General features: G+C 68.3%; 25 protein-coding genes. 15 read left to right on the top strand and 10 right to left on the bottom strand.

Going from position 1 to position 24,663, the window contains the following annotated elements:
- The first annotated feature begins 20 nt into the window (after positions 1 to 20).
- Entirely contained in the window at positions 21 to 485 is a 465-nt protein-coding gene (locus FHW12_RS07780; protein WP_182530444.1) for a DUF1579 family protein, read from the top strand.
- 14 nt (positions 486 to 499) lie between these two features.
- On the opposite strand, the gene FHW12_RS07775 is transcribed toward FHW12_RS07780, so the two are convergent.
- Positions 500 to 1,114, bottom strand: a complete 615-nt coding sequence (locus FHW12_RS07775; protein ID WP_182530443.1) for a DUF4126 domain-containing protein — start codon at positions 1,112 to 1,114, stop codon at positions 500 to 502.
- A gap of 120 nt (positions 1,115 to 1,234) precedes the next feature.
- Between FHW12_RS07775 and FHW12_RS07770 the strand changes: the two genes are divergently transcribed.
- The 7 genes from FHW12_RS07770 (at position 1,235) to FHW12_RS07740 (ending at position 5,617) form a co-directional block, all read left to right on the top strand.
- The gene (locus FHW12_RS07770) at positions 1,235 to 1,534 is read left to right on the top strand and encodes a hypothetical protein (protein ID WP_182530442.1); all 300 of its coding nucleotides are present in this window, start codon (positions 1,235 to 1,237) and stop codon (positions 1,532 to 1,534) included.
- 99 nt (positions 1,535 to 1,633) lie between these two features.
- Positions 1,634 to 1,891, top strand: coding sequence for a GlsB/YeaQ/YmgE family stress response membrane protein (locus FHW12_RS07765; RefSeq protein WP_182530441.1), 258 nt, complete (start codon positions 1,634 to 1,636; stop codon positions 1,889 to 1,891).
- Between the two features lie 100 nt (positions 1,892 to 1,991).
- A complete protein-coding gene (locus FHW12_RS07760) occupies positions 1,992 to 2,660 on the top strand; it encodes a 4'-phosphopantetheinyl transferase family protein (protein ID WP_182530440.1) in 669 nt (222 codons plus the stop codon).
- 26 nt (positions 2,661 to 2,686) lie between these two features.
- Positions 2,687 to 3,304: an RNA polymerase sigma factor gene (locus FHW12_RS07755; RefSeq protein ID WP_182530439.1), complete on the top strand. Its 618-nt coding sequence runs from the start codon at positions 2,687 to 2,689 to the stop codon at positions 3,302 to 3,304.
- On the top strand, positions 3,294 to 3,767 hold the full coding sequence (locus tag FHW12_RS07750) for a hypothetical protein (protein WP_182530438.1): 474 nt from the start codon (positions 3,294 to 3,296) through the stop codon (positions 3,765 to 3,767). The genes FHW12_RS07755 and FHW12_RS07750 overlap by 11 nt, the downstream gene beginning before the upstream one ends.
- A 22-nt stretch (positions 3,768 to 3,789) precedes the next feature.
- Positions 3,790 to 4,794 carry a PDZ domain-containing protein gene (locus FHW12_RS07745; protein ID WP_182530437.1) on the top strand — a complete coding sequence of 335 codons (1,005 nt, stop codon included), beginning with the start codon at positions 3,790 to 3,792 and terminating at the stop codon, positions 4,792 to 4,794.
- A 52-nt stretch (positions 4,795 to 4,846) separates the two neighbouring features.
- Positions 4,847 to 5,617, top strand: a complete 771-nt coding sequence (locus FHW12_RS07740) for a pyridoxine 5'-phosphate synthase (protein ID WP_182530436.1) — start codon at positions 4,847 to 4,849, stop codon at positions 5,615 to 5,617.
- 58 nt (positions 5,618 to 5,675) lie between these two features.
- Here FHW12_RS07740 and FHW12_RS07735 read toward each other — a convergent pair whose 3' ends face one another.
- The 9 genes from FHW12_RS07735 to dnaA all read right to left on the bottom strand — a co-directional run bounded on the left by FHW12_RS07735 (position 5,676) and on the right by dnaA (position 16,265).
- A complete protein-coding gene (locus FHW12_RS07735) occupies positions 5,676 to 6,083 on the bottom strand; it encodes an ExbD/TolR family protein (protein WP_182530435.1) in 408 nt (135 codons plus the stop codon).
- A gap of 294 nt (positions 6,084 to 6,377) precedes the next feature.
- Complete coding sequence (locus tag FHW12_RS07730) at positions 6,378 to 6,794, bottom strand: ExbD/TolR family protein (protein ID WP_182530434.1); 417 nt, start codon at positions 6,792 to 6,794, stop codon at positions 6,378 to 6,380.
- A gap of 3 nt (positions 6,795 to 6,797) precedes the next feature.
- Positions 6,798 to 7,511 carry a MotA/TolQ/ExbB proton channel family protein gene (locus FHW12_RS07725; protein WP_182530433.1) on the bottom strand — a complete coding sequence of 238 codons (714 nt, stop codon included), beginning with the start codon at positions 7,509 to 7,511 and terminating at the stop codon, positions 6,798 to 6,800.
- Positions 7,512 to 7,604: 93 nt separating this feature from the next.
- Positions 7,605 to 8,261 carry an energy transducer TonB gene (locus FHW12_RS07720; RefSeq protein ID WP_182530432.1) on the bottom strand — a complete coding sequence of 219 codons (657 nt, stop codon included), beginning with the start codon at positions 8,259 to 8,261 and terminating at the stop codon, positions 7,605 to 7,607.
- A gap of 296 nt (positions 8,262 to 8,557) precedes the next feature.
- Positions 8,558 to 9,832 carry a tetratricopeptide repeat protein gene (locus FHW12_RS07715; protein ID WP_182530431.1) on the bottom strand — a complete coding sequence of 425 codons (1,275 nt, stop codon included), beginning with the start codon at positions 9,830 to 9,832 and terminating at the stop codon, positions 8,558 to 8,560.
- Between the two features lie 166 nt (positions 9,833 to 9,998).
- Positions 9,999 to 12,407 (bottom strand): DNA topoisomerase (ATP-hydrolyzing) subunit B, encoded by a 2,409-nt coding sequence (gene gyrB / locus FHW12_RS07710; protein WP_182530430.1) that lies wholly within the window; start codon positions 12,405 to 12,407, stop codon positions 9,999 to 10,001.
- An 81-nt stretch (positions 12,408 to 12,488) separates the two neighbouring features.
- Entirely contained in the window at positions 12,489 to 13,565 is a 1,077-nt protein-coding gene (gene recF, locus FHW12_RS07705; RefSeq protein ID WP_182530429.1) for a DNA replication/repair protein RecF, read from the bottom strand.
- Between the two features lie 60 nt (positions 13,566 to 13,625).
- On the bottom strand, positions 13,626 to 14,726 hold the full coding sequence (dnaN, locus tag FHW12_RS07700; RefSeq protein WP_182530428.1) for a DNA polymerase III subunit beta: 1,101 nt from the start codon (positions 14,724 to 14,726) through the stop codon (positions 13,626 to 13,628).
- Positions 14,727 to 14,939: 213 nt separating this feature from the next.
- Positions 14,940 to 16,265 (bottom strand): chromosomal replication initiator protein DnaA, encoded by a 1,326-nt coding sequence (dnaA, locus tag FHW12_RS07695; RefSeq protein WP_182530427.1) that lies wholly within the window; start codon positions 16,263 to 16,265, stop codon positions 14,940 to 14,942.
- Positions 16,266 to 16,469: 204 nt separating this feature from the next.
- Here dnaA and rpmH point away from each other — a divergent pair, with 204 nt between their 5' ends.
- From rpmH to FHW12_RS07660, 7 genes are all read left to right on the top strand, one after another.
- Positions 16,470 to 16,610, top strand: coding sequence for a 50S ribosomal protein L34 (rpmH, locus tag FHW12_RS07690; protein ID WP_131993844.1), 141 nt, complete (start codon positions 16,470 to 16,472; stop codon positions 16,608 to 16,610).
- Positions 16,611 to 16,629: 19 nt separating this feature from the next.
- Positions 16,630 to 17,010, top strand: coding sequence for a ribonuclease P protein component (gene rnpA / locus FHW12_RS07685; RefSeq protein WP_182530426.1), 381 nt, complete (start codon positions 16,630 to 16,632; stop codon positions 17,008 to 17,010).
- Positions 17,011 to 17,132: 122 nt separating this feature from the next.
- On the top strand, positions 17,133 to 18,860 hold the full coding sequence (yidC, locus tag FHW12_RS07680; RefSeq protein WP_182530425.1) for a membrane protein insertase YidC: 1,728 nt from the start codon (positions 17,133 to 17,135) through the stop codon (positions 18,858 to 18,860).
- A gap of 4 nt (positions 18,861 to 18,864) precedes the next feature.
- The gene (mnmE, locus tag FHW12_RS07675; protein WP_182530424.1) at positions 18,865 to 20,211 is read left to right on the top strand and encodes a tRNA uridine-5-carboxymethylaminomethyl(34) synthesis GTPase MnmE; all 1,347 of its coding nucleotides are present in this window, start codon (positions 18,865 to 18,867) and stop codon (positions 20,209 to 20,211) included.
- A gap of 157 nt (positions 20,212 to 20,368) precedes the next feature.
- Positions 20,369 to 21,067 (top strand): glutathione S-transferase C-terminal domain-containing protein, encoded by a 699-nt coding sequence (locus FHW12_RS07670; RefSeq protein WP_182530423.1) that lies wholly within the window; start codon positions 20,369 to 20,371, stop codon positions 21,065 to 21,067.
- Positions 21,068 to 21,152: 85 nt separating this feature from the next.
- Positions 21,153 to 22,352, top strand: coding sequence for an EAL domain-containing response regulator (locus FHW12_RS07665; protein WP_182530422.1), 1,200 nt, complete (start codon positions 21,153 to 21,155; stop codon positions 22,350 to 22,352).
- A complete protein-coding gene (locus tag FHW12_RS07660) occupies positions 22,349 to 24,655 on the top strand; it encodes a sensor histidine kinase (RefSeq protein WP_182530421.1) in 2,307 nt (768 codons plus the stop codon). Before FHW12_RS07665 ends, FHW12_RS07660 begins: the two co-directional genes overlap by 4 nt.
- The last annotated feature ends 8 nt before the right edge of the window (positions 24,656 to 24,663 follow it).

Raw genomic sequence — 24,663 nt, 5'->3', positions numbered from 1 at the left:
CCCTCCCGCGGAGCGCCCCGATGGAAATGCCCAAGCCTGGTCCGGATCACGCGCGCCTTACGCGCTTCGTCGGTGCGTGGAGCGGCGACGAACAGCTGTCGCCTTCGCCCTGGGGCGCAGGCGGCGTCGCGATCGGGCGCTTCGCGTTCCGCGTCGGCGTTGACGGCACGGCGCTGCTGCAGGACTACGAGGAGGAGAAGGAAGGACAGGTCGCTTTCCGCGGCCACGGCGTGTTCATCGTCGACCCCATGTCACACGACATCGCGTGGTGGTGGTTCGACAGCTTCGGTTTCGCGCCGGATCCGCCCGCGCGCGGCCGCTGGGACGGCGACACCTTGCGCATGGAGAAGCACACGCCGCGCGGCGCCGCGCGCTACACGTTCGTGCTCGACGGCGACGCGCTGCGCTTGCGCATCGAGAACCGCTTCGCCGGGCAGGACGACTACGTCGAGTTCATGCGCGGCGATTACCGCCGGATGCGCTGACCGGCGGACCGCGCTCAGCGCTGCGCGATCGGCAACGCCGGCGGACCGCGCCCACGCAGGCGGCGCAGCATGCGCGCGGCGAAGCGGAACAGCTTCGGCAGCAGCCACGCGACGACGCCGAGGAACAGCACGAGCGCGACGAGGAACGCGAACGGGTGCGCGATCGCGAGCCAGAGCCCGCCGAGTACGAGGCCGTCCTCGCTCGCGCTCGCGGTCCAGTTGGTGAACGGCTCCGGCGACGTGTTGATCGCGGCGCGCCCGCCGCTTTTCGCCAGATGCGTGCCGCTCGTGATGAGGCCACCGACGATCGCGGCGGCCATCTGCGCCGCCGGCGTCGCGTCACCCATCGCGCCCCAGGCGAGGAACGCGCCGGCCGGGATGCGGATGAACGTATGCAGCGCGTCCCAGAACGAGTCGAACGCGGGAATCTTGTCGGCGAGGAATTCACCGACCGTCATGATGCCGGCCGCCGCGAGCACCCACGTATGCTGCAGGACGAGCAGGGGTTCGGGCAGGTGCAGGTAGCCGTAGCGGCCGAGCAGGCCGACCACGAGGATCGTCACGTACAGGCGGATCCCGCTGGCCCAGGCAAGGCCTCCGGCGAGCGCGAGTTGCGACAACGAATCCATCACGCCTCCGAGCGCTCCCGTGCAGCGACCGGCCGGGATCGCCCGACCAGTGGACATCCGCCTGCGGCGCCGTTTCTGCTAGCGTGGCGCCTTGGCCATTGCTGTCGTTCCAGGTGCTCCATGATCCGCTGGCTCCTGCTCGCCGCCACGATACTCGGATTCATTTTCGTCTTCACCACGCGCAGCCCGACGTTGCTCGGCGTTGGACTGGTGCTCGGCATCGTCGGTTTCATCGGCTTCGTGTTCTCGCTCGCCGCCGATCGCGTGTCGGCGAGTTCGCGTCCGGATACCGCGATGGCATCGCCGACGGATCTCGCAGCGATGCGCAAGCCCGCGACGCGGCCGCTGCCACCTGCGCCGCGGCCGCCCGCTTCGGCGCCGTCGTCGGGCCAAACGTCGCCGCCTTCGGCGCCGCGTTGAAGTCGCGGGGCGTCGCGCCGCACCGCGTCGTGCGCCCCAACGCGGGTTGACGCAGAATCCCGTGGTCGCGTCCTGCGACGCCATGACGGGAGATTTGGCGTGACCATCGAATCGCTGCTCATCTTTCTGATCGTGGGTGCGGTCGCCGGCTGGCTCGCCGGGCAGATCGTGAAGGGCCACGGCTTCGGCCTGGTCGGCAACATCGTGGTCGGCATCGTCGGCGCGTTCCTCGCCGGCTTCCTGCTGCCGCGCCTGGGACTCATGATCGGTGGCGGCCTCGTCGCGGCGATCATCAACGCGGCGATCGGCGCGATCATCCTGCTCGTGCTCATCGGCCTGTTCAAACGCGCGACGTGAATGCACGCCAGGGGTGAATCCGGGCCGGCGCAAGCCGGCCTTTTTCGTTCCCCCCGCTCGGCGACTTGACGCCGCGCGCCGACGCGCCAAGCATCGGTGCATGCGATCGACCGATGCCGATGCCTTCCTGCCGCTTCCCGCGCCGCCACTGCTCGATCGCGAGGCGATCCACGTGTGGATCCACGACACCGGTGAAACGCGGCCGCGCGCGGTGCGCGACGCCGCGCGCGCGACGCTCGACCGCTTGCTCGGTGGCTATGCGGGCGACGACCGCGCGCCGGTGATCGAAACCGGCGCCCATGGCAAGCCGTTCGCACCGGCGCTGCCGTGGCTCGACTTCAACCTCAGCCATGCCGGCCCGTACGTCGCCATCGCGTTCGCACGCGGCCAACCGCTCGGCATCGACATCGAGCCGCTCGATCGCCGCGTCGCCGTCGACGGGGTCGCGGCGCGATTTTTCGGAGCGGCCGAAACGGCGGCGCTCGACCGCATCGAACCCGGCGCCCGCCAGCCTGCGTTCCTGCGCCTGTGGACGCACAAGGAAGCCGTGTTGAAAGCGCTCGGCGACGGCCTCGGCTTCGGCCTCGATCGCATCGAATTCGACCTTGCCGACGACGGACACGTAGCCCGCCTCGGTCGCCTCGCCGCCGAAGCCGGCCACCCGTCCGACTGGCAGCTGCGGCCGTTCGAGCCGGTGCCCGGGGTGGTCGGCTGCCTCGCCTGGCGAGGCGCGCCACGCGTGGTGCAACCGTTACGACTCGTGTCGTGACGACGGAATCGCGACGTTCCGGCGCGGTGGACCGTCCTTTGCAGCAGATGGCCGACGGACAGACCAGCTACGTGGACGCGGTACCCTCGGGATCGGGCTTCGGCCAGACGCTCGACCGGGTGACCCTGGAGCGCGCGCGGCGCGGCGACATGACCGCGTTCGCGGCGATCTACGACCGCTTCGGCGGTGCCTGCTACACGCTCGCGTTGCGCGTACTCGGTGAGCCGGCGGCTGCGGAGGACATCGTGCAGGACGTGTTTCTCAAGATGTTTTCGACGGTGCGTGGCTTCCGCGGCGATGCCCCGTTCGGCGCGTGGCTCAAGCGGCTGACCGCGAATGCGACGATCGACGTGCTGCGCGCGCGCCAGCGCTACCAGGGCGACGACGTCGAGGCGTTGTTCGAAGCGATGCCCGCGGTCGCCGCGGATGCGGAGGACGGGGTCGACGCGTGGTCGCTGTTGATGCGGTTGCCGCCGCGCGCGCGCGCCGTGGTCGTGCTGCACGAGGTCGAAGGCTACACGCACAAGGAAATGGCGGAACTGTTCGGGCAGAGCGAGAGTTATTCGAAGTCGATCCTCGCGCGCGCACTGAAGCGGCTCAATGACGACGCGGGCGGATCAGCGGAGGTGCAGGATGAAACATGAACGTGCGACGGCGCGCGGATTCGATCCGCGACGCCTGCCGGAATTCGCTCCGGACCCGGCACTGTGGTCGCGCATCGCCGCGGCCCAGCAGCGCCGCGTGTCGGTGCGCCGCTGGCAGCGTGCCGCGTTCGGCGGCGCGCTCGCCGCGTCGGTCGCCGCAGCCGTGCTGGTCGCCGGCCGGTTCGGCGTCGCACCCGTGGCACCGGCCGCGACGGCTGCGATGCAGGACGAATCGCGCACGCTCGAGGGCGAATGGCACCGGCTCGCCGGCACACGGGCGGCCGCGCTCGGCTCGACGCGCCTGCGCGCGATCGACGCGGAGCTGCAGGCCGCTTACGATCGTGGCGCAGCCACGGACGAACTCGCGTCGTTGTGGCAGCAGCGCAACCGGGCGCTGCGCGGATTGATCGCGGCGATGCAGGACGGCGCCTACGGGCGCGCGTCGAGCATCACGCAGTTGTGAATGACGAGGCAGAGGTAACGAAATGAGCAGGCAGATGCACAACACGGTACCGCGCGCGGTACGTTCGCTCGCCCTGGCACTCGCGCTCGCCACCGGCGGCGCCTATGCGGACAGCGCGACGCCGCTCGCCGGCAGCGTCGCCGCGGCCGCCTTGCGCGGCGAAGCGGGCGCGAGCGCCGGCGCCGAGCAGCGCCTGCGCGCGGAACTGCGCGCCGTGATGACCGAACTCGTCGAGAGCGGCGCATTCGGCGCGGCGCCCCCGCACGAGATCCGTCTCGACATCGATGCGCCGGCGCAACGCGTGAGCAACCTCGGCCTGCTCGTCGACAGCGCGCGCGACGATCGCGACGGCGTGCACGTGCTCGCGATCACGCCGGGCGGCGCCGCCGAGAAGATGGGCCTGCGCAGCGGCGACGTGCTCGTCGCGGTGAACGGCACGGCGCTCGCGAACACGGACGGCGCGGCGGCGGCGTTGCGCCGCTCGGTCGACCAGCTGCCCGACGGCGCGCAGCTCGCGTTCGACGTGCAACGCGATGGTCGCCGGCAGACGCTCGCCGGCACGCCGTCGAGCGTGTACTTGCCGGCGATGCACCTCACCGTCGGTGACGGCGCGCAGGTTGCGGCAGGCGGCGGTGGCGGCGGCACTACGCCAGCGAGCACCGGCGGTTGCGGTCGCGTCAGCGATTTCGACGTCGCGCCGCGCGGCGACCACCTGCACGCGGCGAAGATCATCAGCATCGACGGCGTTTCGCCGGGGCCGACCGGCACGCGCGCGTACCGCGTGAGCGCGGGTCGGCACGCGATCAAGGTGACCGAGCAGATCGAGGGTCGCTACCTGTCGTTCAACGATCGCGCGCGCAATTCGGCGATCGGCAACGACCGTTACAAGACCCTCGACGTCGACGTGCCGCCGGACACGACCGTATTGATCGCGGCGCGCCTCAACGAGGACAAGCGCAACGAGTGGAAGGACGGCGCGTACTGGGATCCGGTGGCCTGGAAGCAGACGACCGAAAGCTGCCGCTGATCCGCGTGGCGCGCGCGTCGACACACGCGCGCGCTTGCGCGATCATCGTCGGATGACCGCGCTCAGCGTCAACGTCAACAAAATCGCCGTCCTGCGCAATTCGCGCGGACATGCCGAACCCGATCCCGTGCTTGCGTCGCGCATCGCGATCGGGGCCGGCGCACACGGGATCACCGTGCATCCCCGCCCGGATCAACGCCACATCCGCGTCGACGATGTCGCGCGCGTCGGTGCGGAAGTCGCTGCGTGGAACGCGCGCGACCGCGCCGTCGAGTACAACCTCGAGGGCAATCCGTTCGCGCCGTCGCGCGGCAGCTATCCCGGCTTCGTCGAACTCGTGCGTCGCACGCGCCCCGCGCAAGCGACGCTCGTGCCCGACGGCGATGCGCAGATCACCTCGGACCACGGTTTCGATCTCGCCGCCGACGCGGCGCGCCTCGCGCCGCTCGTCGGCGAGCTGAAAGCACTCGGTTGCCGCGTCAGCCTGTTCGTCGACGCCGGCACGGGCGCAGCCGACCTCGAACGGGCTGTCGCGGCAGGCGCCGACCGCATCGAGATCTACACCGAACCGTACGCGCGGGCGCATGCGAGCGGCGACCACGCGCGCGAACTGGAAGCCTGCGTGCGCACCGCGGAAGCCGCGCGCGACTGCGGACTCGGCGTGAACGCGGGGCACGACCTCAACCAGCTCAACCTGGGTGCGCTCAAGCGCGCGATTCCGTTTCTCGCCGAAGTCTCGATCGGCCACGCGCTGATCGGCGAAGCGCTTTACGCGGGGCTCGCGCCGACCGTGCGCGCGTATCTCGCGATCCTCGCGGACTGAGCGAGGCGCCACGGGATCGCTCGCGGCCGCGACCTCAGCGGCCGCAGCGAACGCACGCCTACTTCGCGCGGGTTCCTTCGATCTGGATACCCTCGATGCCGCTGCTGCGCGCGACGGCAAGCGCGTCGACGACTCTCGCGTACGGCGTGTCGGCATCCGAGCGGATCTCGAGCACGGGCGGCTTCGGCTTCTGCGCTTCGATCGCGAGCGCGGAGGCGAGCTCGGCGCGCGACACGGCGTGACCTTCCAGATAAAGCTCGCCGGTCGACAGCACGGACAAACCGAGCGTGCGCGGCGGTGGCGCGACAGTGCCGTCGCTGCCGAGCGGCAGCGGCAGGCGCTTGATCGCGAGCGGCGCGGTGACCATGAGGATCACGACGAGAGCGAGCAACACGTCGATGAGCGGCGTGACGTTGATCTCGGCCTGGGTCGCAGCGGCATGGGAACGAAACGCATCGGTCGTCATCGTCGTCTCCGTCGGCTGTGGTCGGGCGACCCCAGCCTACGCCTGCCGATCGCGGTCACGCAATCCGCGCCGCGCGCCCTCCAGGCGACCCCCAAACGGAGCGGGCTGTTTGTGGAGCAGGCTGTTTGTAACAAGCGCGGCCATGGATGGTCGCTCTGACCCCGCGAACCCGAGACGCTCGCGCCCGTCCCATCGTTCGCCGAAGCTGCGATCAAGGAGCATCGCATGGCAAAGAAAAAACGGCGCCGCGTTGCCGCGGCGCCGTTCCATTGCTTCTCGCGTCAGCCGACCGGATTACTGGTCGTTGCCGCCGGTGGTCATGAAGCCGAGCTTGACCATGCCGGCTGCCTTCGCCTCGGCCATGACGGTGGCGATCTTCTGCCACTGCGTCGGCTTGTCGGCGCGGATCTGCAGCTCCGGCTGCGGGCTCTTCTGCGCGGCGACGCGCAGCTGGGCCTGCAGGATCGCATCGGTGACCGGTTCGTCGTTCCAGAACAGGTCGCCGTTTTCCTTGATCGCCAGATCGATCGGCTCCGGCGGGTTTTCCTGCTGCACGTTCGGATTGGCCTGCGGGAGGTCGATCCGGATCTTGTGCGACATCAGGGGCGCCGTGATCATGAAGATGATCAGCAGCACCAGCATCACGTCGACGAGCGGCGTGACGTTGATTTCCGCCATCGGGCCGCCGCCCGAACCCGTGCTCATTGCCATGGCTTACTTCCTCGCGACGGCAACCGGAGCAGCGCCACCGTCGACGCGCGAACCGGTCGCAAAGAAATCGTGCAGGTCGTGCGCGAACTCGTCGAAGCGCGCGTAGATCACGCGGTTCTGGCGCACGAAGAAGTTGTACGCGAGCACCGCCGGGATCGCGACGAACAGACCGAACGCGGTCATGATCAGCGCTTCACCGACCGGGCCGGCGACCGCTTCCATCGAGGCGTTGCCCGACGCGGCGATCTTGATCAGCGCGTGGTAGATGCCCCACACGGTACCGAGCAGACCGACGAACGGCGCCGACGAACCGACCGTGGCGAGCACCGTCATGCCGCCTTCGAGGCGCAAGCTTTCGCGGGCGACGGCCTGGCGCAGCGAGCGATCGATGAACTCGGAACGATTCAGTGCCTCGACGAGGCGGCTGCCTTCGTTGCGCTGGTGGTGCGCGGCAGCCTGCGCGGCGTCGAGCGCGATCTTCGAGAACGGCTCACCCTTCGGCTGCTCCTCGAGGAAGCGCACGGCGTCCTGCGCGGACGGCGTGTCCCAGAACGTGTTGATGACCTTCTCCATGCGCGCGCGGATCATGCCGTTGCGCAGGAAGTTGGCGACCACGAAGTAGATCGACGAGATCGACATCACGCAGAGCGTGATGAAGACGATCCAGCCGAGCGCGTCGAAGTTCTGGATCAGATCGTGGAAGCCCATCTGGCTCATGGCCGCGGCATTGCTGCCGCCGCCGGGAGCGGGAACGACAGCAGGCTGAGCCGCTGCGGGGGTCTGAGAGGCATCTTGCTGCATGGCGTTACCTTACTCGGTCAAATTGAATTCGATGGGAACCAAGGCATACCCGGTGCTGGGTCTACCACCCTTTGAGCCTGGATTGAACTTCCAGGTCTTCACGGCTTCGATCGCTGCCTGATCCAGCAGGCGCGAGCCGCTGGATTTTTCGACCGTCACTTCCTGTGGCGAGCCGTCGACACCGACGAGGACCTTCAGCAGTACCTTGCCTTGCTGGTGCTGGCGTGCGGCCTGCGGCGGATAACGCGGCGGACGCATCTTACGGTAGCTGATGTTCTCGCTCGGTGCGATATCTTCCGGCGGCGGCGGCGGCGCAGGCGGAGCCGGCGGCGGCGCAGGCGTCGACATCGGCGTCGCTTCCTCCGTCACGACCGGAGGGGCCGGCGGCGGCGGCGGCGCCTTCGGCGGCGGCTGCACCTTTTCGATGATCTTCGGCGGCGGCTTCTTCGGCGGCTCCGGCGGCGGCGGCGGCGGCGGCGGTGGCGGCGGCGGCGGCTCGATGAACTCGACCATGACCTTCTTGTCGATGGTCTTGTCCTTCGGCGGCGGCGGGGCAACCGGCGCCATCATCATCGCGAATGCGAAGGCATGCAGAGCGAATGCACTTGCAAACGCCGTGACGCGTCGCCAGCTGAAATCGCCGCCAGATTGATTGGTATCTGCCATCAGTATTGACCAACGAGATTGTGTCTGTGCGGCCGTCGTGGCGACGCCGTCGCTTCGCCCCGATTGCAAACCCCGAGAGGCGTAGGCGCGAGAGCTGGCCACGGTACAACAGCGGATGCCCTCAGGACAAGCGGTTGCAGCGGGCGACCTGCACGTGATTATGGAGTTGTGTGACGTTCTTCGGTGGAACCTTAGGTTCCAACGGCCTGGACCCCTCCCCGGGGTTACGGCCCTTGGAGCTCATTATGGTTCCGCGCACGCGACCGCGGGTTGCAGTGCGTGCGCGGAACGCATCCTTACTTCTTCTTGGCGCGGTTGATCTTGACGCCGCTCTTGGCGGCCTTGAGGCGCTGTTCGGCCATCGTCTTCGTGCTGGCATAGCCGGCCGCCTTCTGCCAGTCGGCGTTCGCAGCCGCGCCCTGGCCGAGGTCGTTCTGCGCGTCGCCGCGCAGCAGGTAGGCTTCGCCTTCCTGGCGCAGGCCGCCGCGCGAGATCGCCTTGTTTAGCGAATCGACCGCTTCCTTCGACTTGCCCGAATAGAACAGCAGGTAGCCGAGCTGGTAATCGACGTTGCCGTCCTTCGACATCGGCGCGGCCTTGGTATAGCCCTCGATCGCGCACGGATCGTCCTCGGCCTGCGTGCAGACGTCGCCCTGCAGCTTGTAGTTGTCGTACGTGCCTTGCAGCGCGCCCTTGGCGAAGCCTTCCTTGATCGTCGCCGCGGCGTCCTTCGGCTTGTCGGCCTGTGCATACAGCTTGGCGAGCTGGACGTAGTCGTCGTTGGTCGTGACCAGGCCCTGGCTTTTCGCCTTCGCCATGAGGTCGAGCGCCATCTGGTCCTTGTCGCCCTGGATGTAGACGGTCGCGAGCTGGTTGATCAGCTTCTTGTTGTTCGGGTCCTTGGCGAGCTGGCCCTTGATGAGCTCGGCGGCCTGGTCGAACTGGTTCAGTTCGAAATAGCTCGCCATGAGGATCTGCGTCCAGCTGTCGTTCGGCTTGTCGGTCATCGACAGCGCCTTCTTCATCGCGTCGACGGCCGGCTGGAACTGATCGACGCGGTAGTACGCGTTCGCCTTCAGCGCGAGTTCGTCGGCGGTCTGCGCGCCGGTCAGCTTCTCCCAGTCGGCGAGCGTCGCGAGCGCGTCCTGGTACTTCTCTTCCTGGATCTGCGTCTGCGCGAGCGCGAACACGAGCTGGAACTGGCTGTCGTTCGGCAGCGCGTCGAACGCGATCGCCTTCTTGTATTCGTCGATCGACTGCGCGCCCTTCTCCTGGTCCCAGTAGATCTGCGCGAGCAGCTGGTGCGCGAACGCCTGCGCGTACTTGCTCGCGCTGCCGTTGTCGACGACCTTCTGGATCAGCGGCAACGCTTCGTCGGACTTGTTGTCGTTGACGAGGTCGGCCGCCTTGTTGAGCGCGCGCTGGTCGCCCGGCGACATGCTCACCTTCGGCTCCTGGCGCGTCGCGTTCGGATACTTGTTCTCTTCCTTCTTGTCCTTGGCGAAAGCGACCGTGCCGCAGACCATGGCGGCGCTGCAGACCGCGACGATGAGCCACTTCGAGAGTTTCATGTCGATTCACTCCTGAACATACGAAGGACGTCGTCCACTTGGCGGGACGAAAACGGGGCGCAGAGGGTACCCCTGCGCGCGCGAACTGCACAAGCGCGCATGCAGGACTTCACATGTTGCTTCGCAGCATGAAGCGCCGCCGCTGTGGCGGCGGCGCGATGCGTGCTCAGACGTCGAGATTGGCGACGCGCAGCGCGTTCTGCTCGATGAAGTCGCGACGCGGTTCGACCACGTCGCCCATCAGGGTCGAGAAGATCTGGTCGGCGGCGACCGCGTCCTCGATGCTGACCTGCAGCAGGCGGCGCGTGTCCGGATTGACCGTGGTGTCCCACAGCTGCTCCGGGTTCATCTCGCCGAGGCCCTTGAAGCGCTGGATCGTGCGGCCGCGCTTGGCCTCTTCCATGAGCCATTCGTAGGCTTCGCCGAAGCGCGAGATCGCCTGGCTCTTGCCGCCGCGGCGTACCTGCGCGCCGGGCTGGATGAGGTCGGCGAGCTGGTTCGCGGCTTCGACGAGCGGGCGGAATTCGGCCGCAGCGAGGAACGTCGCCGGCAACACATGCGTGTGCAGCAAGCCGTGTTGGTCGCGTTCGACCACGAGCCCGGCGCCGTGCTCCGCGGTCGCCGGCTGGATGCGCAATGCGTATCGCGGGCGGCCGAGTCCGGTACTCGCGAGCGACGACGACAGGCGATCGACCCACGCCTGCAGCGCGGCCGCGTCCTGCCAGCCTTCGCTGGAGAACGGCGCGCCGATCAGCGCGTGCAGGAAGGCCGCATCGAAGCGGAACGCGAGCCGCTCGATCTGGTCGAGCGCGGCGCGGTAGACCGCCATGAGCTTCTCGAGCGCGGTGCCGCTGATCGGCGGCGCGTCCGCGCTGTAGGTGAGCTCGGCACCATCGACTGCATTCGAGATCAGGTACGCGTTGAGAGCCGCGTCGTCCTTGAGGTAGAGCTCCTGCTTGCCCTGCTTGAGCTTGTACAGCGGCGGCAAGCCGATGTAGATGTGGCCGCGCTCGATCAGCGCCGGCATCTGGCGATAGAAGAACGTGAGCAGCAGCGTGCGGATGTGCGAGCCGTCGACGTCGGCGTCGGTCATGATGATGATGCGGTGGTAGCGCAGCTTGTCGACGTTGAATTCATCCTTGCCGATGCCGGTGCCGAGCGCGGTGATCAGCGTACCGACTTCGGCCGAACTCAGCATGCGGTCGAACCGCGCGCGTTCGACGTTGAGGATCTTGCCCTTGAGCGGCAGGATCGCCTGGTTCTTCCGGTTCCGGCCCTGCTTGGCCGAGCCGCCGGCCGAGTCACCCTCGACGATGAAGAGTTCCGACAGCGCCGGATCCTTTTCCTGGCAGTCGGCGAGTTTGCCGGGCAGGCCGGCGATGTCGAGCGCCCCCTTGCGGCGCGTCATCTCGCGCGCCTTGCGCGCCGCTTCGCGCGCACGTGCGGCGTCGACGACCTTCGCCCCGATCGCCCTCGCCTCGTTCGGATTCTCGAGCAGGAATTCCTCGAGCTTCTGGTTGACGATCGACTCGACGACGCCCTTGACCTCGCTCGAGACGAGCTTGTCCTTCGTCTGCGACGAGAACTTCGGATCCGGCACCTTCACCGACAGCACCGCGATCAGGCCTTCGCGCATGTCGTCGCCCGACAGCGCGACTTTCGCCGACTTCTGCAGGCCGGACGACTCGATGTAGTTCGACAGCGTGCGCGTGAGCGCTCCGCGGAAGCCCGCGAGGTGGGTGCCGCCGTCACGCTGAGGGATGTTGTTGGTGAAGCAGAACACCGTTTCCTGGTAGGCGTCGGTCCACTGCATCGCGACGTCGACGGTCGTGCCCTCGTGCTGCGCGCTGAAGCCGATGACCTGCTGGTGAAGCGGCGTCTTGAGCTGGGCGAGATGCTCGACGAACGAGCGGATGCCCCCCTCGTACTCGAAGACGTCGCGCTTGTCGGTGCGCTCGTCGATGAGTTCGATCTTGACCCCGGAATTGAGGAACGACAGCTCGCGCAGGCGCTTGGCGAGGATGTCGTAGTGGAATTCGATGGTCGAGAACGTCGCCGGGCTCGGGTGGAACCGCACGGTGGTGCCGCGCTTGGCCGACGTGCCGACGACCTTGAGCGGATACAGCGGCTCGCCAAGCGCGTATTCCTGCTGGTGCTCATGACCATCGCGGTAGATCGTGAGCCAGAGATGGTCCGACAACGCGTTGACGACCGAGACACCGACGCCGTGCAGGCCGCCGGACACCTTGTAGCTGTTGTCGTCGAACTTGCCGCCCGCATGCAGCACGGTCATCACGACCTCGGCTGCAGAGCGCCCTTCTTCGGGCTGGATGCCGACCGGGATGCCGCGGCCATTGTCGGCGACGCTGACCGAGCCGTCCGCATGGATCGTGACGATGACGCTGTCGCAATAGCCCGCAAGCGCCTCGTCGATCGAGTTGTCGACGACCTCGAATACCATGTGATGCAGGCCGGTGCCGTCGTCGGTATCGCCGATGTACATGCCGGGCCGCTTGCGTACGGCCTCGAGGCCCTTCAAGACCTTGATCTTGCTGGAATCGTATTGGTCGGTCATTCGATCTCCGGACGCGACGGGGCTGGCGCGCCGAAGCGAACCCTGCCAAGGAACTCAATCCACGGATTATAGCAGCCGCAGCTAGCGCAACCGCGTTACGCGGCCGTGTTCCACGTGGAACCTTGCGGCTTCGACGACGACCTCGGCGAGCGCAGCAGGCTCTTCCGTACCCGTCAAGAACACCTGCGCTCCGCTCGCCGCGACCGCATGCAGCACGCGCCGCTGGTGTTCCGCATCGATTTCCGAGGCGAGGTCATCCAGACAGATGACGGGCCACTCCCCGGCCCGTTCCGCGAACAATCGGGCTTGGGCAAGCACGAACGCGAAGGCGCTCAGTTTCTGCTGCCCGCGCGACAGATGGTCACGACGACGCGCTGCCGCGAAGCCGAGCGACCAGTCGGCCCGGTGCGGTCCGCGCCCCGTATGGCCGCGCGCGAGATCGCGATCGAGCCGTTCGGTCAGGATCGGCGCCAGTGATTGCGTGTCGTCATAGCCGGGGTCGAACGTGATGGCAGCGTCGCCCAGCTCGGGCAACAAATCGCCAAGCAACTCCTGTGCGTAGGGAACGAGCGCGTCGAAGTAGCTGCGCCGCATCGCCGCGAGCGGCGCTGCCGCGCGGGCAAGCTCGTGGTCCCAAGGTTGGAGTTCGCTCGCGTCGACGAGTCGTCGTAGCAGGACATTGCGCTGCTTGAGGATGCGCTGATAACGCCGCCACGCCGGAAGGAAGGCATGTTCCACGTGGAACACACCCCAATCGAGGTAGCGGCGGCGCTCGTCCGACGCGCCGGCAATCAATTCATGCGATCCCGGTTCGAAACAGACCACGGCCGCCTGGCGCAACAGATCGCCAATCGGCGCCTCCACCCCATCGACGCGCGCCTCGAGTCCACGCGCAGTGCGAGCGAGCCCGACGCGAAATCGCCGGTCGGCGCGTCCGACCTCACCGAACACCGAATACCCGCCGCTGCCGTCACGGGCGAGCGCTTCGCGAGACGCGCTGCGGAAGCTGCGGCCATGGGAGAGCAGATAGGCGGCTTCGAGCAGCGACGTCTTGCCGGCGCCATTGGGGCCCGTGAAGACGTTCCAGCCGGCGGTCGGCGCCAGCTCGACCTGCGCGAGCACACGCAGGTTCTCGATCCGCAGTTCGAGCAGGTTCATGCGAGGCGGCGCAGGCTCACACGGTCGCCGCCGCGCACGCGGGACGCGTTCGCGCGTGCGTCAGAGGCGCAGCGGCATGATCACATGCCGCGTGTCGTCGGAATCGGGTTTGCGCACCAGGCAGCTCGACTGGCCGTCGCGCAGGCACAACAGGACTTCCTCGCTACCGATCGCGCCGAGCGCGTCGAGCAGGTAGTTCACGTTGAAACCGACGCTGAGGTCCGAGACACCGGTACGCGCCTCGACTTCCTCGACTGCTTCTTCCTGTTCCGGATTGTGTGCGACGACGCGAACGCGATTCGGCGCGACTTCGATCTTCACCCCACGGTACTTCTCGTTGGAGAGGATCGCCGCGCGCTGCAGCGCTGCGCGCATTTCGTCGCGCTGCAAGCGAACTTCCTTGTCGGCACCGATCGGGATCACGGCCTCGTAGTCCGGGAAGCGCCCGTCGATGAGCTTCGACGTGAACGTGACGTCGCCACGGCGCACGCGCAGGTGATTGCGCGCGAACTCGAGCTCGACCACGCCGTCGCCGGTTTCGAACAGCCCCTGCAGCTCGTTGATGCCCTTGCGCGGGACGATCACCTGGCGCGGTGAGCCGACCTTCGCCTCGAGCTTCGCCTCGGCGAGTGCAAGACGGTGACCATCGGTCGCGACGCACCGCAACGCCTGTTCACGCAGGTCGAGCAGCATGCCGTTGAGGTAGTAGCGCACGTCCTGATGCGCCATCGCGAAACTGGTGCGATCCATCAGTTCCTTCAACGTCGCTTCGGGCAGCGCGACGCGTTCGACGAGCTCGATCGAATCGATCGTCGGGAATTCTGTCGCCGGCAGCGTCGCCAGCGTGAAACGACTGCGCCCTGCACTCACGGTGACTCGCTCGCCGTTCTGCTCGAACTTGATCCGGCAGCCATCGGGCAGCGCGCGGCAGATGTCGAACAGCTTCCGCGCGGGAACGGTGACTTCGCCTGCATCGAGATCGTCCGCTGCCGTGCGCGCGACCATTTCCACTTCGAGGTCCGTACCCGTCAGCGCGACACCGCTGGCATCGACGACGACCAAGAGGTTCGCCAACACAGGCAGTGTCTGCCTCCGCTCCACCACGCCCACCACATGTTGCAGCCGCTTGAGTAGAGCTTCGCGCTGGATGCTGAATCGCATGGTCTGCCGTTCCTGTCTTTGGTTTCTTTATGTGGAGCGTTGGTGGTAGCTGGGCTTGTGCATAAGCGCGGAAGCCCTTAAAAGCACTTGTAAATCAATCGTTTACGCGTAGCTTAGGCGCTGTAGAACGAAACGCCTCGCCTGTGGGTCATCTGTGGATAATATTCGCGTCGCGCGTTCAGCACAGCTTGTCCACAGCCTGTCCGTACGGTTTCACTCGGTCAGCGTGCGCACCAGCTTTTCCCAATCCTGTCTCAGTTTGCCGTCGGTTTCGCGCAGGTCGCGAATCGTGCGGCAGGCGTGTAGCACCGTCGTATGGTCGCGGCCGCCGAAGGCGTCGCCGATCTCCGGCAGGCTGTGCTCGGTTAGCTCCTTGGCGAGCCCCATCGCCATCTGCCGTGGGCGTGCGATCGATCGGCTGCGCTTCTTCGACAGCAGGTCCGCGAGACGCAGCTGGTAGTAGTCTGCCACGGTCTTCTGGATGTTAGGGATGGTGATCGCCTGCGCGTGCACGGTGAGCAGATCGCGCAGTGTTTCCTGCGCGAACTCGCTGCTGATGCGGCGCCCTTCGAAGTTCGCGCGGGCGACGAGCGTGTTCAACGCGCCCTCGAGATCGCGCACGTTCGAGCGCATGCGCTTGGCCATCAGCGTCGCGACGTCTTCCGGCAGCTCCACCCCTTTCGCCTGCGCCTTCGCGAGCACGATCGCCGCGCGCGTCTCGAAGTCCGGCGGCTCGATCGCGACCGACAATCCCCAGCCGAGGCGCGACTTCAGGCGCGGCTCGAGGTTGTCGACCTCCTTGGGATAACGATCGCAGGTCAGGATGATCTGCTGCTTGCCTTCGAACAGCGCGTTGAAGGTGTGGAAGAACTCTTCCTGCGTCGTGTTCTTGCCGGCGAAGAACTGGATGTCGTCGATGAGCAGCGCGTCGACCGAGCGGAAACGCCGCTTGAAATCGTCCATGCCCTTCTGCTGCAACGCGCGCACCATGCCGCTCACGAACTGTTCCGAACGCAGATACAGGATCTTCACGTCCGGCTTGTTCGCGCGCATGAGGTTGCCCGCGGCGTGCATCAGGTGCGTCTTGCCGAGGCCGGTGCCGCCGTACAGCAGCAGCGGGTTGTAGGCGCGTCCCGGATTCATCGCGACCTGCGTCGCGGCCGCCTTGCCGAGCTGGTTCGATTTGCCTTCGACGAAATTCTCGAACGTGTAGTTCGGATCGAGACTGGAATCCGAACCGGCCACGCGTTCCGGCGCGGTGCGCGTGCGCGTGGCGGGCTTGCCGACGCCGCGGTCCGGCGAGCGCGCTCCGACCTGCACCTCGACCGCGACCGGGCCGTCGCAGAGGTGTTCGAGCACCTCGACGATCGGAGCGAGGAAGCGCTCGCGCACCGTCTCCATCGTGTACGCATTCGGCGCCCACAGCGTGAAGCCGGATTCCTCCTCGCTGACCTGCAGGGGGGCTAGATAGGTGTGAAGATCCTCTGCGCTGAACTCCGCCTCGAGGCGGGAGAGACAGCGGCGCCAAAGTTCGCTCATTGCAGGGTGCGTTTCCGGATGCGGGCAGCGAGCCGGCCGGGACGGCGGGCTCGCGCGAATAGGGGGCAAGATGCGAAAGTCTAGCAGCACGCCGGTGCCGGGCGGCCCGCGCCGGGAACGGGCGCCACCGGCGCGCCTTGACACGGACCGCAGCCGGCGCCTAACATCCGCGCCCTTTTCCATTCAGCAAGTTGGCGTACCGTTATGGCCACCAAGCGCACCTACCAGCCGAGCAACCTCAAGCGCGTCCGCGACCACGGCTTCCGTGCGCGCATGAAGACCCGCGGCGGCCGCAAAGTCATCAACGCGCGTCGCGCCAAGGGCCGCAAGCGCCTGGCGGTCTGACGCCGGCAGCGAACCCCGGATGGCGCCCGCAACCTTCCCGCGCGCGGCGCGCCTGCTGACTCCCCGCGATTTCGCCCGGCTGCGCAACGCGAGCCGGCGCATCGGTACCCGCCATCTCACCGCGGAGGTCGCCGTGCGCGACACGGGCGGCGCGCGCCTCGGCCTCGCGGTTTCCCGTCGCGTCTCCAAGAGCGCGGTCCACCGCAACCGGATCAAGCGCATCGCGCGCGACAGCTTCCGTCGCCATCGTGGCACGTTGCCGGCGGTCGACATCCTCGTGATCGCGCGCGGCAGCGCCGACCATGAGGACAATCCGAGCCTGCATGCGGAGTTCGTGCGCCTCTGGCAACGCATCGCGGCGTTGAACGCCGCGGATGCCACCGGCACAATGCGCGACTGACTTCCAGCCCAGCGCTTCCTGCGCGACCAACTTCGACCCCCTTGTCCCGGGCAGCGTGACGGCAGCGCCAGACGCGACCGCCGGCCGCCAGGCGACGCCCGCCCCCGCCGAACCGGTTCCCTATGACGAGTCCGCGTAATTTCCTGCTGATCGCCCTGCTGTTCATCGGCTACCTGCTCTGGATGCAGTGGCAGGACGACTACGGCAAGGTGCCTGCCGTCGCCACGCCGGTAGCGACCGCGACCACGCCGGGCGCCGCGACGCCGGCGGCGGCGTCCGCCTCGAACGGCGCCGACGTGCCGAGTGCGAGCAGCGGCGCCACGCCTGCACAGTCGCCGAGCGGCAAGGAATCCGCGGCAGGCACGCCCGGCCAGCGCGTCGTCGTCACCACCGACGTCTTGCGCGTCGAGATCGACACGCGCGGCGGCAACGTCGTCGTCGCCGACCTGCTCGCCTATCCGCTGCAGCCGAAGGACTACGCCCATCCCAAACGCCTGCTCGACAGCAGTGACGCGGACTTCTTCGAAGCACAGAGCGGTCTCGTCAGTGCGAGCGGCGCCGCGCCCGACCACCAGGCGCAATACACCGCCGAGAAGACCGCCTACTCGCTCGCCGACGGCAGCGATGCGGTCGAAGTCCCGCTGAGCTGGAGCGACGCGTCCGGCGTCGCCGTGCGCAAGGTGTTCGTGTTCAAGCGCGGCAGCTACGTCGTCGAGCAACGCCAGGAAATCAACAACAAGAGCAGCGCGGCGTGGACCGGCAACGCCTATCGGCAGTTGCAGCGCGTGCCGCCTGTCATCGACACGAGCGGCATCAAGGGTTACAGCAACATCGAGCGCTACAGCTTCGTCGGCGCCGCGTGGTACAGCCCGGCGGACAAGTTCCAGAAGCTCAAGTTCGACCAGTTCGCGAAGGACCCGCTCGACAAGACGATCGCCGACGGCTGGGCGGCGATGCTGCAGCACTACTTCTTCGCGGCGTGGATCCCGGCGCAGGGCGAGAGCGACCAGTACTCGACCAAGACCTACGTCGCGCACGCGGCCGACGGCAGCGCGGTGAACCGCTACCTCGTCCGCACGCAGTCGCCCGCGATCAACGTCGCGCCGGGCGCGACGTACACCGACGCCGCGCGCCTGTACGTCGGTCCTAAGCTGCAGAGCACGCTCGACCAGATCGCGCCCGGTCTCAGCCTCACCGTCGACTACGGCATGTTCACGGTGATCGCCGAGCCGCTGCACTGGCTGCTCGCGCAGCTGCACAAGCTCACCGGCAACTGGGGCTTCGCGATCATCCTGCTCGTGCTGATCATCAAGGCGTTGTTCTTCAAGCTCAGCGAGACGCAGTACCGCTCCGGCGCGAAGATGCGCAAGCTGCAGCCGCGGATGCAGGCGCTGAAGGAGCGCTACGGCGACGATCGCCAGAAGATGAACATGGCGATGATGGAGTTGTACCAGAAGGAAAAGGTGAACCCGCTCGCGGGCTGCCTGCCGATGCTGGTGCAGATCCCGGTGTTCTTCGCGCTGTACTGGGTGCTGCTCGAGAGCGTCGAGCTGCGCCAGGCGCCGTTCATCGGCTGGATCCAGAACCTCACCGCGCCCGATCCGTACTACGTGCTGCCCGTGCTCAACGGTCTCGTCATGATCGCGACGACGATGCTCACGCCGAGCGCGGGCATGGATCCGACCCAGGCGAAGATGATGAAGATCATGCCGGTCGTCTTCTCGGTGCTGTTCGCGTTCTTCCCGGCCGGCCTCGTGCTGTACTACACGGTCAACGGCGGCCTCGGCCTGCTGCAGCAGTGGATCATCACGCGCCGCATCGACGCGGGCGAGAAGGCGGCCGCGGCCTGATGCCATGAACGCGCGCGCCGACACGATCGCTGCCGTGGCGAGCGCGCCCGGCGCGGGCGGTGTCGGCGTGCTGCGCGTGTCCGGCGATCGCGCCGCGGCGATCGCGAAGGCGATGCTCGGTCGCCCGCCGCGCGCCCGCCACGCGCACTACGCGGCGTTCCGCGCCGCCGACGGCGGCGTCATCGATCGCGGCTTGCTGCTGTGGTTTCCCGCTCCGCGTTCGTACACCGGGGAAGACGTGCTCGAGCTGCAGGCGCACGGCAGTCCGGTCGTGCTGCGCGTGCTGCTCGCGCGCCTGGTCGAACTCGGCGCGCGCCATGCGCGCGCGGGCGAATTCTCCGAACGCGCGTTCCTCAACGGTCGCATCGACCTCGCCCAGGCCGAAGCCGTCGCCGACCTCATCGCGAGCGGATCGGAAGCCGCCGCGCGCGCGGCACAGCGCAGCCTCGACGGCGAGTTCTCCGCGCGCGTGCACGCGCTCGCCGAGCGCGTCGTGCGCCTGCGCGTCTGGATCGAGGCGGCGATCGATTTTCCCGAGGAGGAGATCGACTTCCTCGCCGCGCCCGAACTCGCGACCGAAGTCGACGCGACGCACGCCGACCTGCTCGCGCTCCTGCGCGCCGCACGCCGCGGCGTGCGCCTAGCCGACGGCCTGCACGTCGTCATCGTCGGCCGGCCGAACGTCGGCAAGTCGAGCCTGCTCAATGCGCTCGCGGCGAGCGAACGCGCGATCGTCACGGACGTCGCCGGCACCACGCGCGACGTCCTGCGCGAGACGATCGACCTCGACGGCGTCGCCCTCACCCTGGTCGACACCGCGGGCCTGCGCGAAGCCGCGGACGTCGTCGAGCGCGAAGGCATCCGTCGTGCACGCGGCGAACTCGAGCGCGCCGACCTCGCGGTGCTCGTCAGCGACGACGAACACGCGCGGCTCGACGCAGACCTGCTGCGCGCCGTGCCGCCGCGCGCCGCGCGCATCGTCGTGCACAACAAGATCGATCTCGCGGGCGCGCGCGCGCGCCGCGAGGAACACGACGGCGTCGTGCACCTGTGGCTGTCGGCGCTTTCGCGCGAAGGCCTCGACGCGCTCGTCGCCGAGCTGCGCCGCCACGCCGGCGCGGAAGAAGGCGATGCCGGCGCGTTCAGCGCGCGCGCGCGCCACGTCGCCGCACTCGAACGCACACGCACGCATTTCGACGCGGCGCTCGCCGCGCTCGCCGAGCACAATGCCGGCGAACTCGCCGCGGAGGACCTGCGTCGCGCGCACGACGCGCTCGGCGAGATCACCGGTGAAGTCAGCGCCGACGATCTGCTCGGCGAGATCTTCTCGTCGTTCTGCATCGGCAAATGACCACGCATCGCGTGCGGTCGACCTCGCACGACGACGATGCGCGGGACCGCCCGGTGCCCGAACCGTCCGCTACGGGACGCAATGTTACGAGCGGACCGCATTGAGAACGCACCCGCGCGACCCAACCACGGGGCGACCGCACACGGAGACGCGATCCATGATCGACCTGCACTACTGGCCGACGCCGAATGGCCACAAGATCACCCTGTTCCTCGAGGAAACCGGGCTCGACTACACGATCAAGCCGGTGAACATCGGCGCCGGCGAGCAGTTCCGCCCGGAATTCCTCGCGATCGCGCCGAACAACCGCATGCCGGCGATCGTCGACCACGCGCCGGCTGACGGCGGCGCGCCGCTGAGCCTGTTCGAGTCGGGCGCGATCCTGCTCTACCTCGCCGACAAGACCGGTCGCATGATGCCGACCGACCTGCGCGGTCGCGAAACCGTGCTGCAGTGGCTGTTCTGGCAGATGGCAGGCCTCGGCCCGATGACCGGCCAGTACGGCCACTTCCGCGTCTACGCACCCGAGCCGATCCCGTACGCGATCGAACGCTACACGAAGGAGGCGCATCGCCTGCTCGGCGTGCTCGAACGCCAGCTCGCCGGACGCGCGTTCATCGCCGGCGACGACTACACGATCGCCGACATCGCCTGCTATCCGTGGATCAGCCCGTACGGCAAGGCGCCGATCGATCTCGCCGCCTATCCCGAGATCCGCCGCTGGCACGCCGCGATCGCCGCGCGCCCGGCGACGCAACGCGCCTACGCACGCGGCGTCGAAGTGAATCCGCCGACCGACCAGCCGCTCAGCGACGAAGCGCGGCGCGTGCTGTTCGGCCAGGAGACGCGGCGCTAGCTGGGCGAACGGCGCGCGATCGACCCCGCGCCTTCTGTACTTCGTGGTGTTTGCGCTAGTCTGGCGCCCCGGGGGAGGGCTGACGATGCGCTTGTCGGAATTGTCGGTGCTGGTCGTCGAGGATCACGGCTTCCAGCGCCGCGTCGCATTGCGCCTGCTCGAGGAACTCGGGCTGCGCCACGTCGAGGCAGCTGCGGACGGCCGCGCCGCGCTCGCAGCGCTGCAAACGAGGCCGGCCGACGTCGTGCTCGTCGACCTCGATCTGCCCGAGATGGACGGCATCGAATTCATCGGCCACGTCGCATCGCACAAGCGCGCCGGTGCGATCGTGCTGACGAGCGCGCTCGACCCGGCACTGCTCAACACCGTGCAGGGCATGGCGCGCGCGTACGGCCTGCGCGTGCTCGGCGTCGTCGAGAAGCCGCTGACCACGTTCAAGCTCGCCGAAGTGCTCGGCCGCTTCCACAACGAGGAGGAAAGCCCGGCGGCGGAGCCCGACGTCGAGATCGGTCCCGACGCGTTGCGCCGCGCGCTCGCTGCGGGTGAATTCGAAGCGTGGTTCCAGCCGAAGGTCGCGATCAGCACCGGCCACGTGATCGGCGTGGAGGCGCTCGCGCGCTGGCCGCACGACGGACGCATGATCGGCCCCGCGCGCTTCATCCCGTTGCTCGAGCGCGAAGGCATGATCGGCCAGCTCACCGAGCGCATGCTCGAGCAGACGTGCTGCTGGCGCAGGCGCTGGGCCGACGAAGGCCTCGAACTCGGCCTGTCGGTCAACGTATCGATGCTCAACCTCGCCGACGTCGCCACCGCCGACCGCTACCAGCAGATCGTCGCCGACCACGGCGCGCGCCCGCGCGATCTCGTCATCGAAGTCACCGAAAGCTCGGTCATGAGCGAAGCCGCGCACGTGCTCAACGTGCTCGCGCGGCTGCGCCTCAAGGGCTTCGGCCTGGCGATCGACGACTTCGGCACGGGTTACTCGTCGCTCGCGCAGCTGTCGCAGATTCCGTTCACCGAACTGAAGATCGATCGCGGCTTCGTCAGTGGCGCACCGACCCAACCGCGCAAGCGCGCGGTGGTCGAAGCGAGCCTCGACCTCGCGCGCAAGCTGCACCTCACCGTCGTCGCCGAAGGCGTCGAGACGGTCGAGGAATGGCAGATGCTCGCCGAACTCGGTTGCCAGCAGGTGCAGGGTTTCCTCGTCAGCGCCGCGGTACCGGGCCATGCGTTGCCCGGGGCGATCCGCGACTGGCACCAGCCGGAGGATGCGCCGCCGCGATGATCCCGCTGTACCGCCGCGTCCGCATCCGCGTGCAGTTGCAGGCACTGTTCGGCCTGTTGCTGCTGACCGGGCTGACCGTGCTGGTGCTCGACGAGATCAACCAGCGCTCCGACGTCGCGACGTTCCAGAGCGTGCAGCGGCAGTCGCTCGCGGGATTGCGACTGGCGAAATCGATATCCGACGCGTACGGCCTCGACATCGTCAGCGCGGTGTTCCGCGTGCGCAACAACCTCATGGGCTGGGACCAGGGCGTCGAGGTCGTCGAAGGTGCGCGTCGCGCGATCGATCGCGACTGGAAGGAGCTCGTCGCGTCCGAGCTGCCGCCCGAGCAGCGTGCGGTCGTCGACGAGATCGCGCGCGCGCGCGTCAGCGCCGACCGCGCCGCGGAGAAGCTGCTGGCGATCTTCCACGCGGCGGACATCGGCGCGCTCGGCCGCTTCGCCGACACCGAGTTGTATCCGGCGATGGACCCGGTCGCGTCGCGCCTGAAGTTCCTCGCCGACCTCAAGATGTTCGACACCGAGCGCATGATCGACGCGCACCTCGACACCGCGCGTCGCGTCGGCCGCTGGCGGGTGATCCTCAGCCTGATCACGCTCGCGATCGTGCTCGTGGTCGGGCGCAGCATGCTGCGCAACATCTACAAGGGCGTCGAGAGCCTGAAGCATCTCGCCCGGCACGCGCGCGAACGCGACTACGAGCCGGGCGGACACGTGCCCGACGGCGAACTCGGCGAAGTGCACGAAGCACTGTCGACGATGCGGCAGGATCTGCTCCGCTACGAGGGTAGCCTGCGCGAGAGCGAAGCGCGCGCGCAGGCGGCAAGCCGCGCGAAATCCTCGTTCCTCGCCTCGATGAGCCACGAGATCCGCACGCCGATGGTCGGCGTGGCGAGCATGCTCGAACTGCTCGCCCGCACCGACCTCGATGCCGACCAGCGCCAGCAGGTCGAGATCGTGCAGGGCTCGGCGCAGAGCCTGCTGCAGATCATCGGCGACATCCTCGACTTCTCGAAGATCGAAGCGGGCCGGCTCGAACTGATGCCGGTGCCGGTCGACCTGCGCGAACTCGTGCGCGCCTCGACCGGCAACTTCCTCGCGACCGCCTCGGCGAAGGGGCTGCGCCTCGACTGCACGATCGACGCGCGCCTCGCGCCGGCGCATCTCGCCGATCCGCTGCGCCTGCGGCAGATCCTCAGCAACTTCCTCTCGAACGCGCTGAAGTTCACCGAGCGCGGCAGCGTCGTCGTCGCGCTCGACCGCCTCGCCGCGGCCGGCCATCGCGAACTCGTCGCGCTGCGCGTGCGCGACAGCGGCATCGGCATCGGCGCCGAGGACCAGGCGCGCCTGTTCCAGCCGTTCGTGCAGGCGCGCGACGGCGGCGCGCAACGCGCGGACGGCAGCGGCCTCGGCCTGACGATCTGTCGTCGCCTGGCCGAGCTCATGGGCGGAGAGATCACGGTCGAAAGCCGCCTCGGCGTCGGCACGACAATGAGCCTGGTCGTGCAGCTGCCGCTCGCCGACGCGACCGCGGCCGCGCGCGCTTCGCCGGCCGCGAGCGTGCCTGCGCGCGTCGCGCCGAGCATCGACGAAGCCGAGCGCACCGGGCGCCTGATCCTGCTCGTCGACGACCATCCGACCAACCGCGCGGTGATCTCGCGCCAGCTGCGCCAGCTCGGCTACGCCTGCGACGTCGCCGGCGACGGTGAATCCGCCCTCGAGCGCTGGCGCGCCGCGCGCTACGCGCTGCTGCTCACCGACCTGCACATGCCGCGGCGGGACGGATACTCGCTCGCCGAAGCGGTGCGCGCGGACGAACGCGCGGGCCTGCGCCCGCGCCGGCCGATCGTCGCGATGAGCGCGAACGTGAGCACCGAGGAAGTCGAGCGCAGCCGTGCCGCGGGGATCGACGACTTCATCGCCAAGCCCGCGCCGCTGCAGCTGCTCGCCGCGGCGTTGCAGCGCTACCTGCCATTCGATCGCGCGGCCACGTCGGCGCCGACCGTGGCGCCGCTCGCGGTCGACGCGGACCTGCTGCGCGACTATGTCGGCAGCACGCGCCAGGATCTCGCCGCGCTCGCCGCGGCCGTCGCCGCACGGGACGCGGGCGCGATCGCGCGCGAAGCGCATCGCATCAAGGGCGCGAGCGGCCTCGTCGGTGCCGATGCCGTCGCCACCCGCGCGGCGCAGATCGAAAACGCCGCACACGCATCGCCGCCGGCGCCGATGGCCGACGACCTCGCCGAACTCGGACGCCTGCTCGACGACTTCGCCGGGGCTCACGGCGTCGAGTCGCCACGGTGACGTCTGCG

The sequence above is a fragment of the Dokdonella fugitiva genome (assembly GCF_014138265.1).
GTDB classification, from domain to species: domain Bacteria; phylum Pseudomonadota; class Gammaproteobacteria; order Xanthomonadales; family Rhodanobacteraceae; genus Dokdonella_A; species Dokdonella_A fugitiva_A.
The sequence above is the reverse complement of the archived record's forward strand: the minus strand, read 5'-3'. Positions and strand labels throughout refer to the sequence as shown.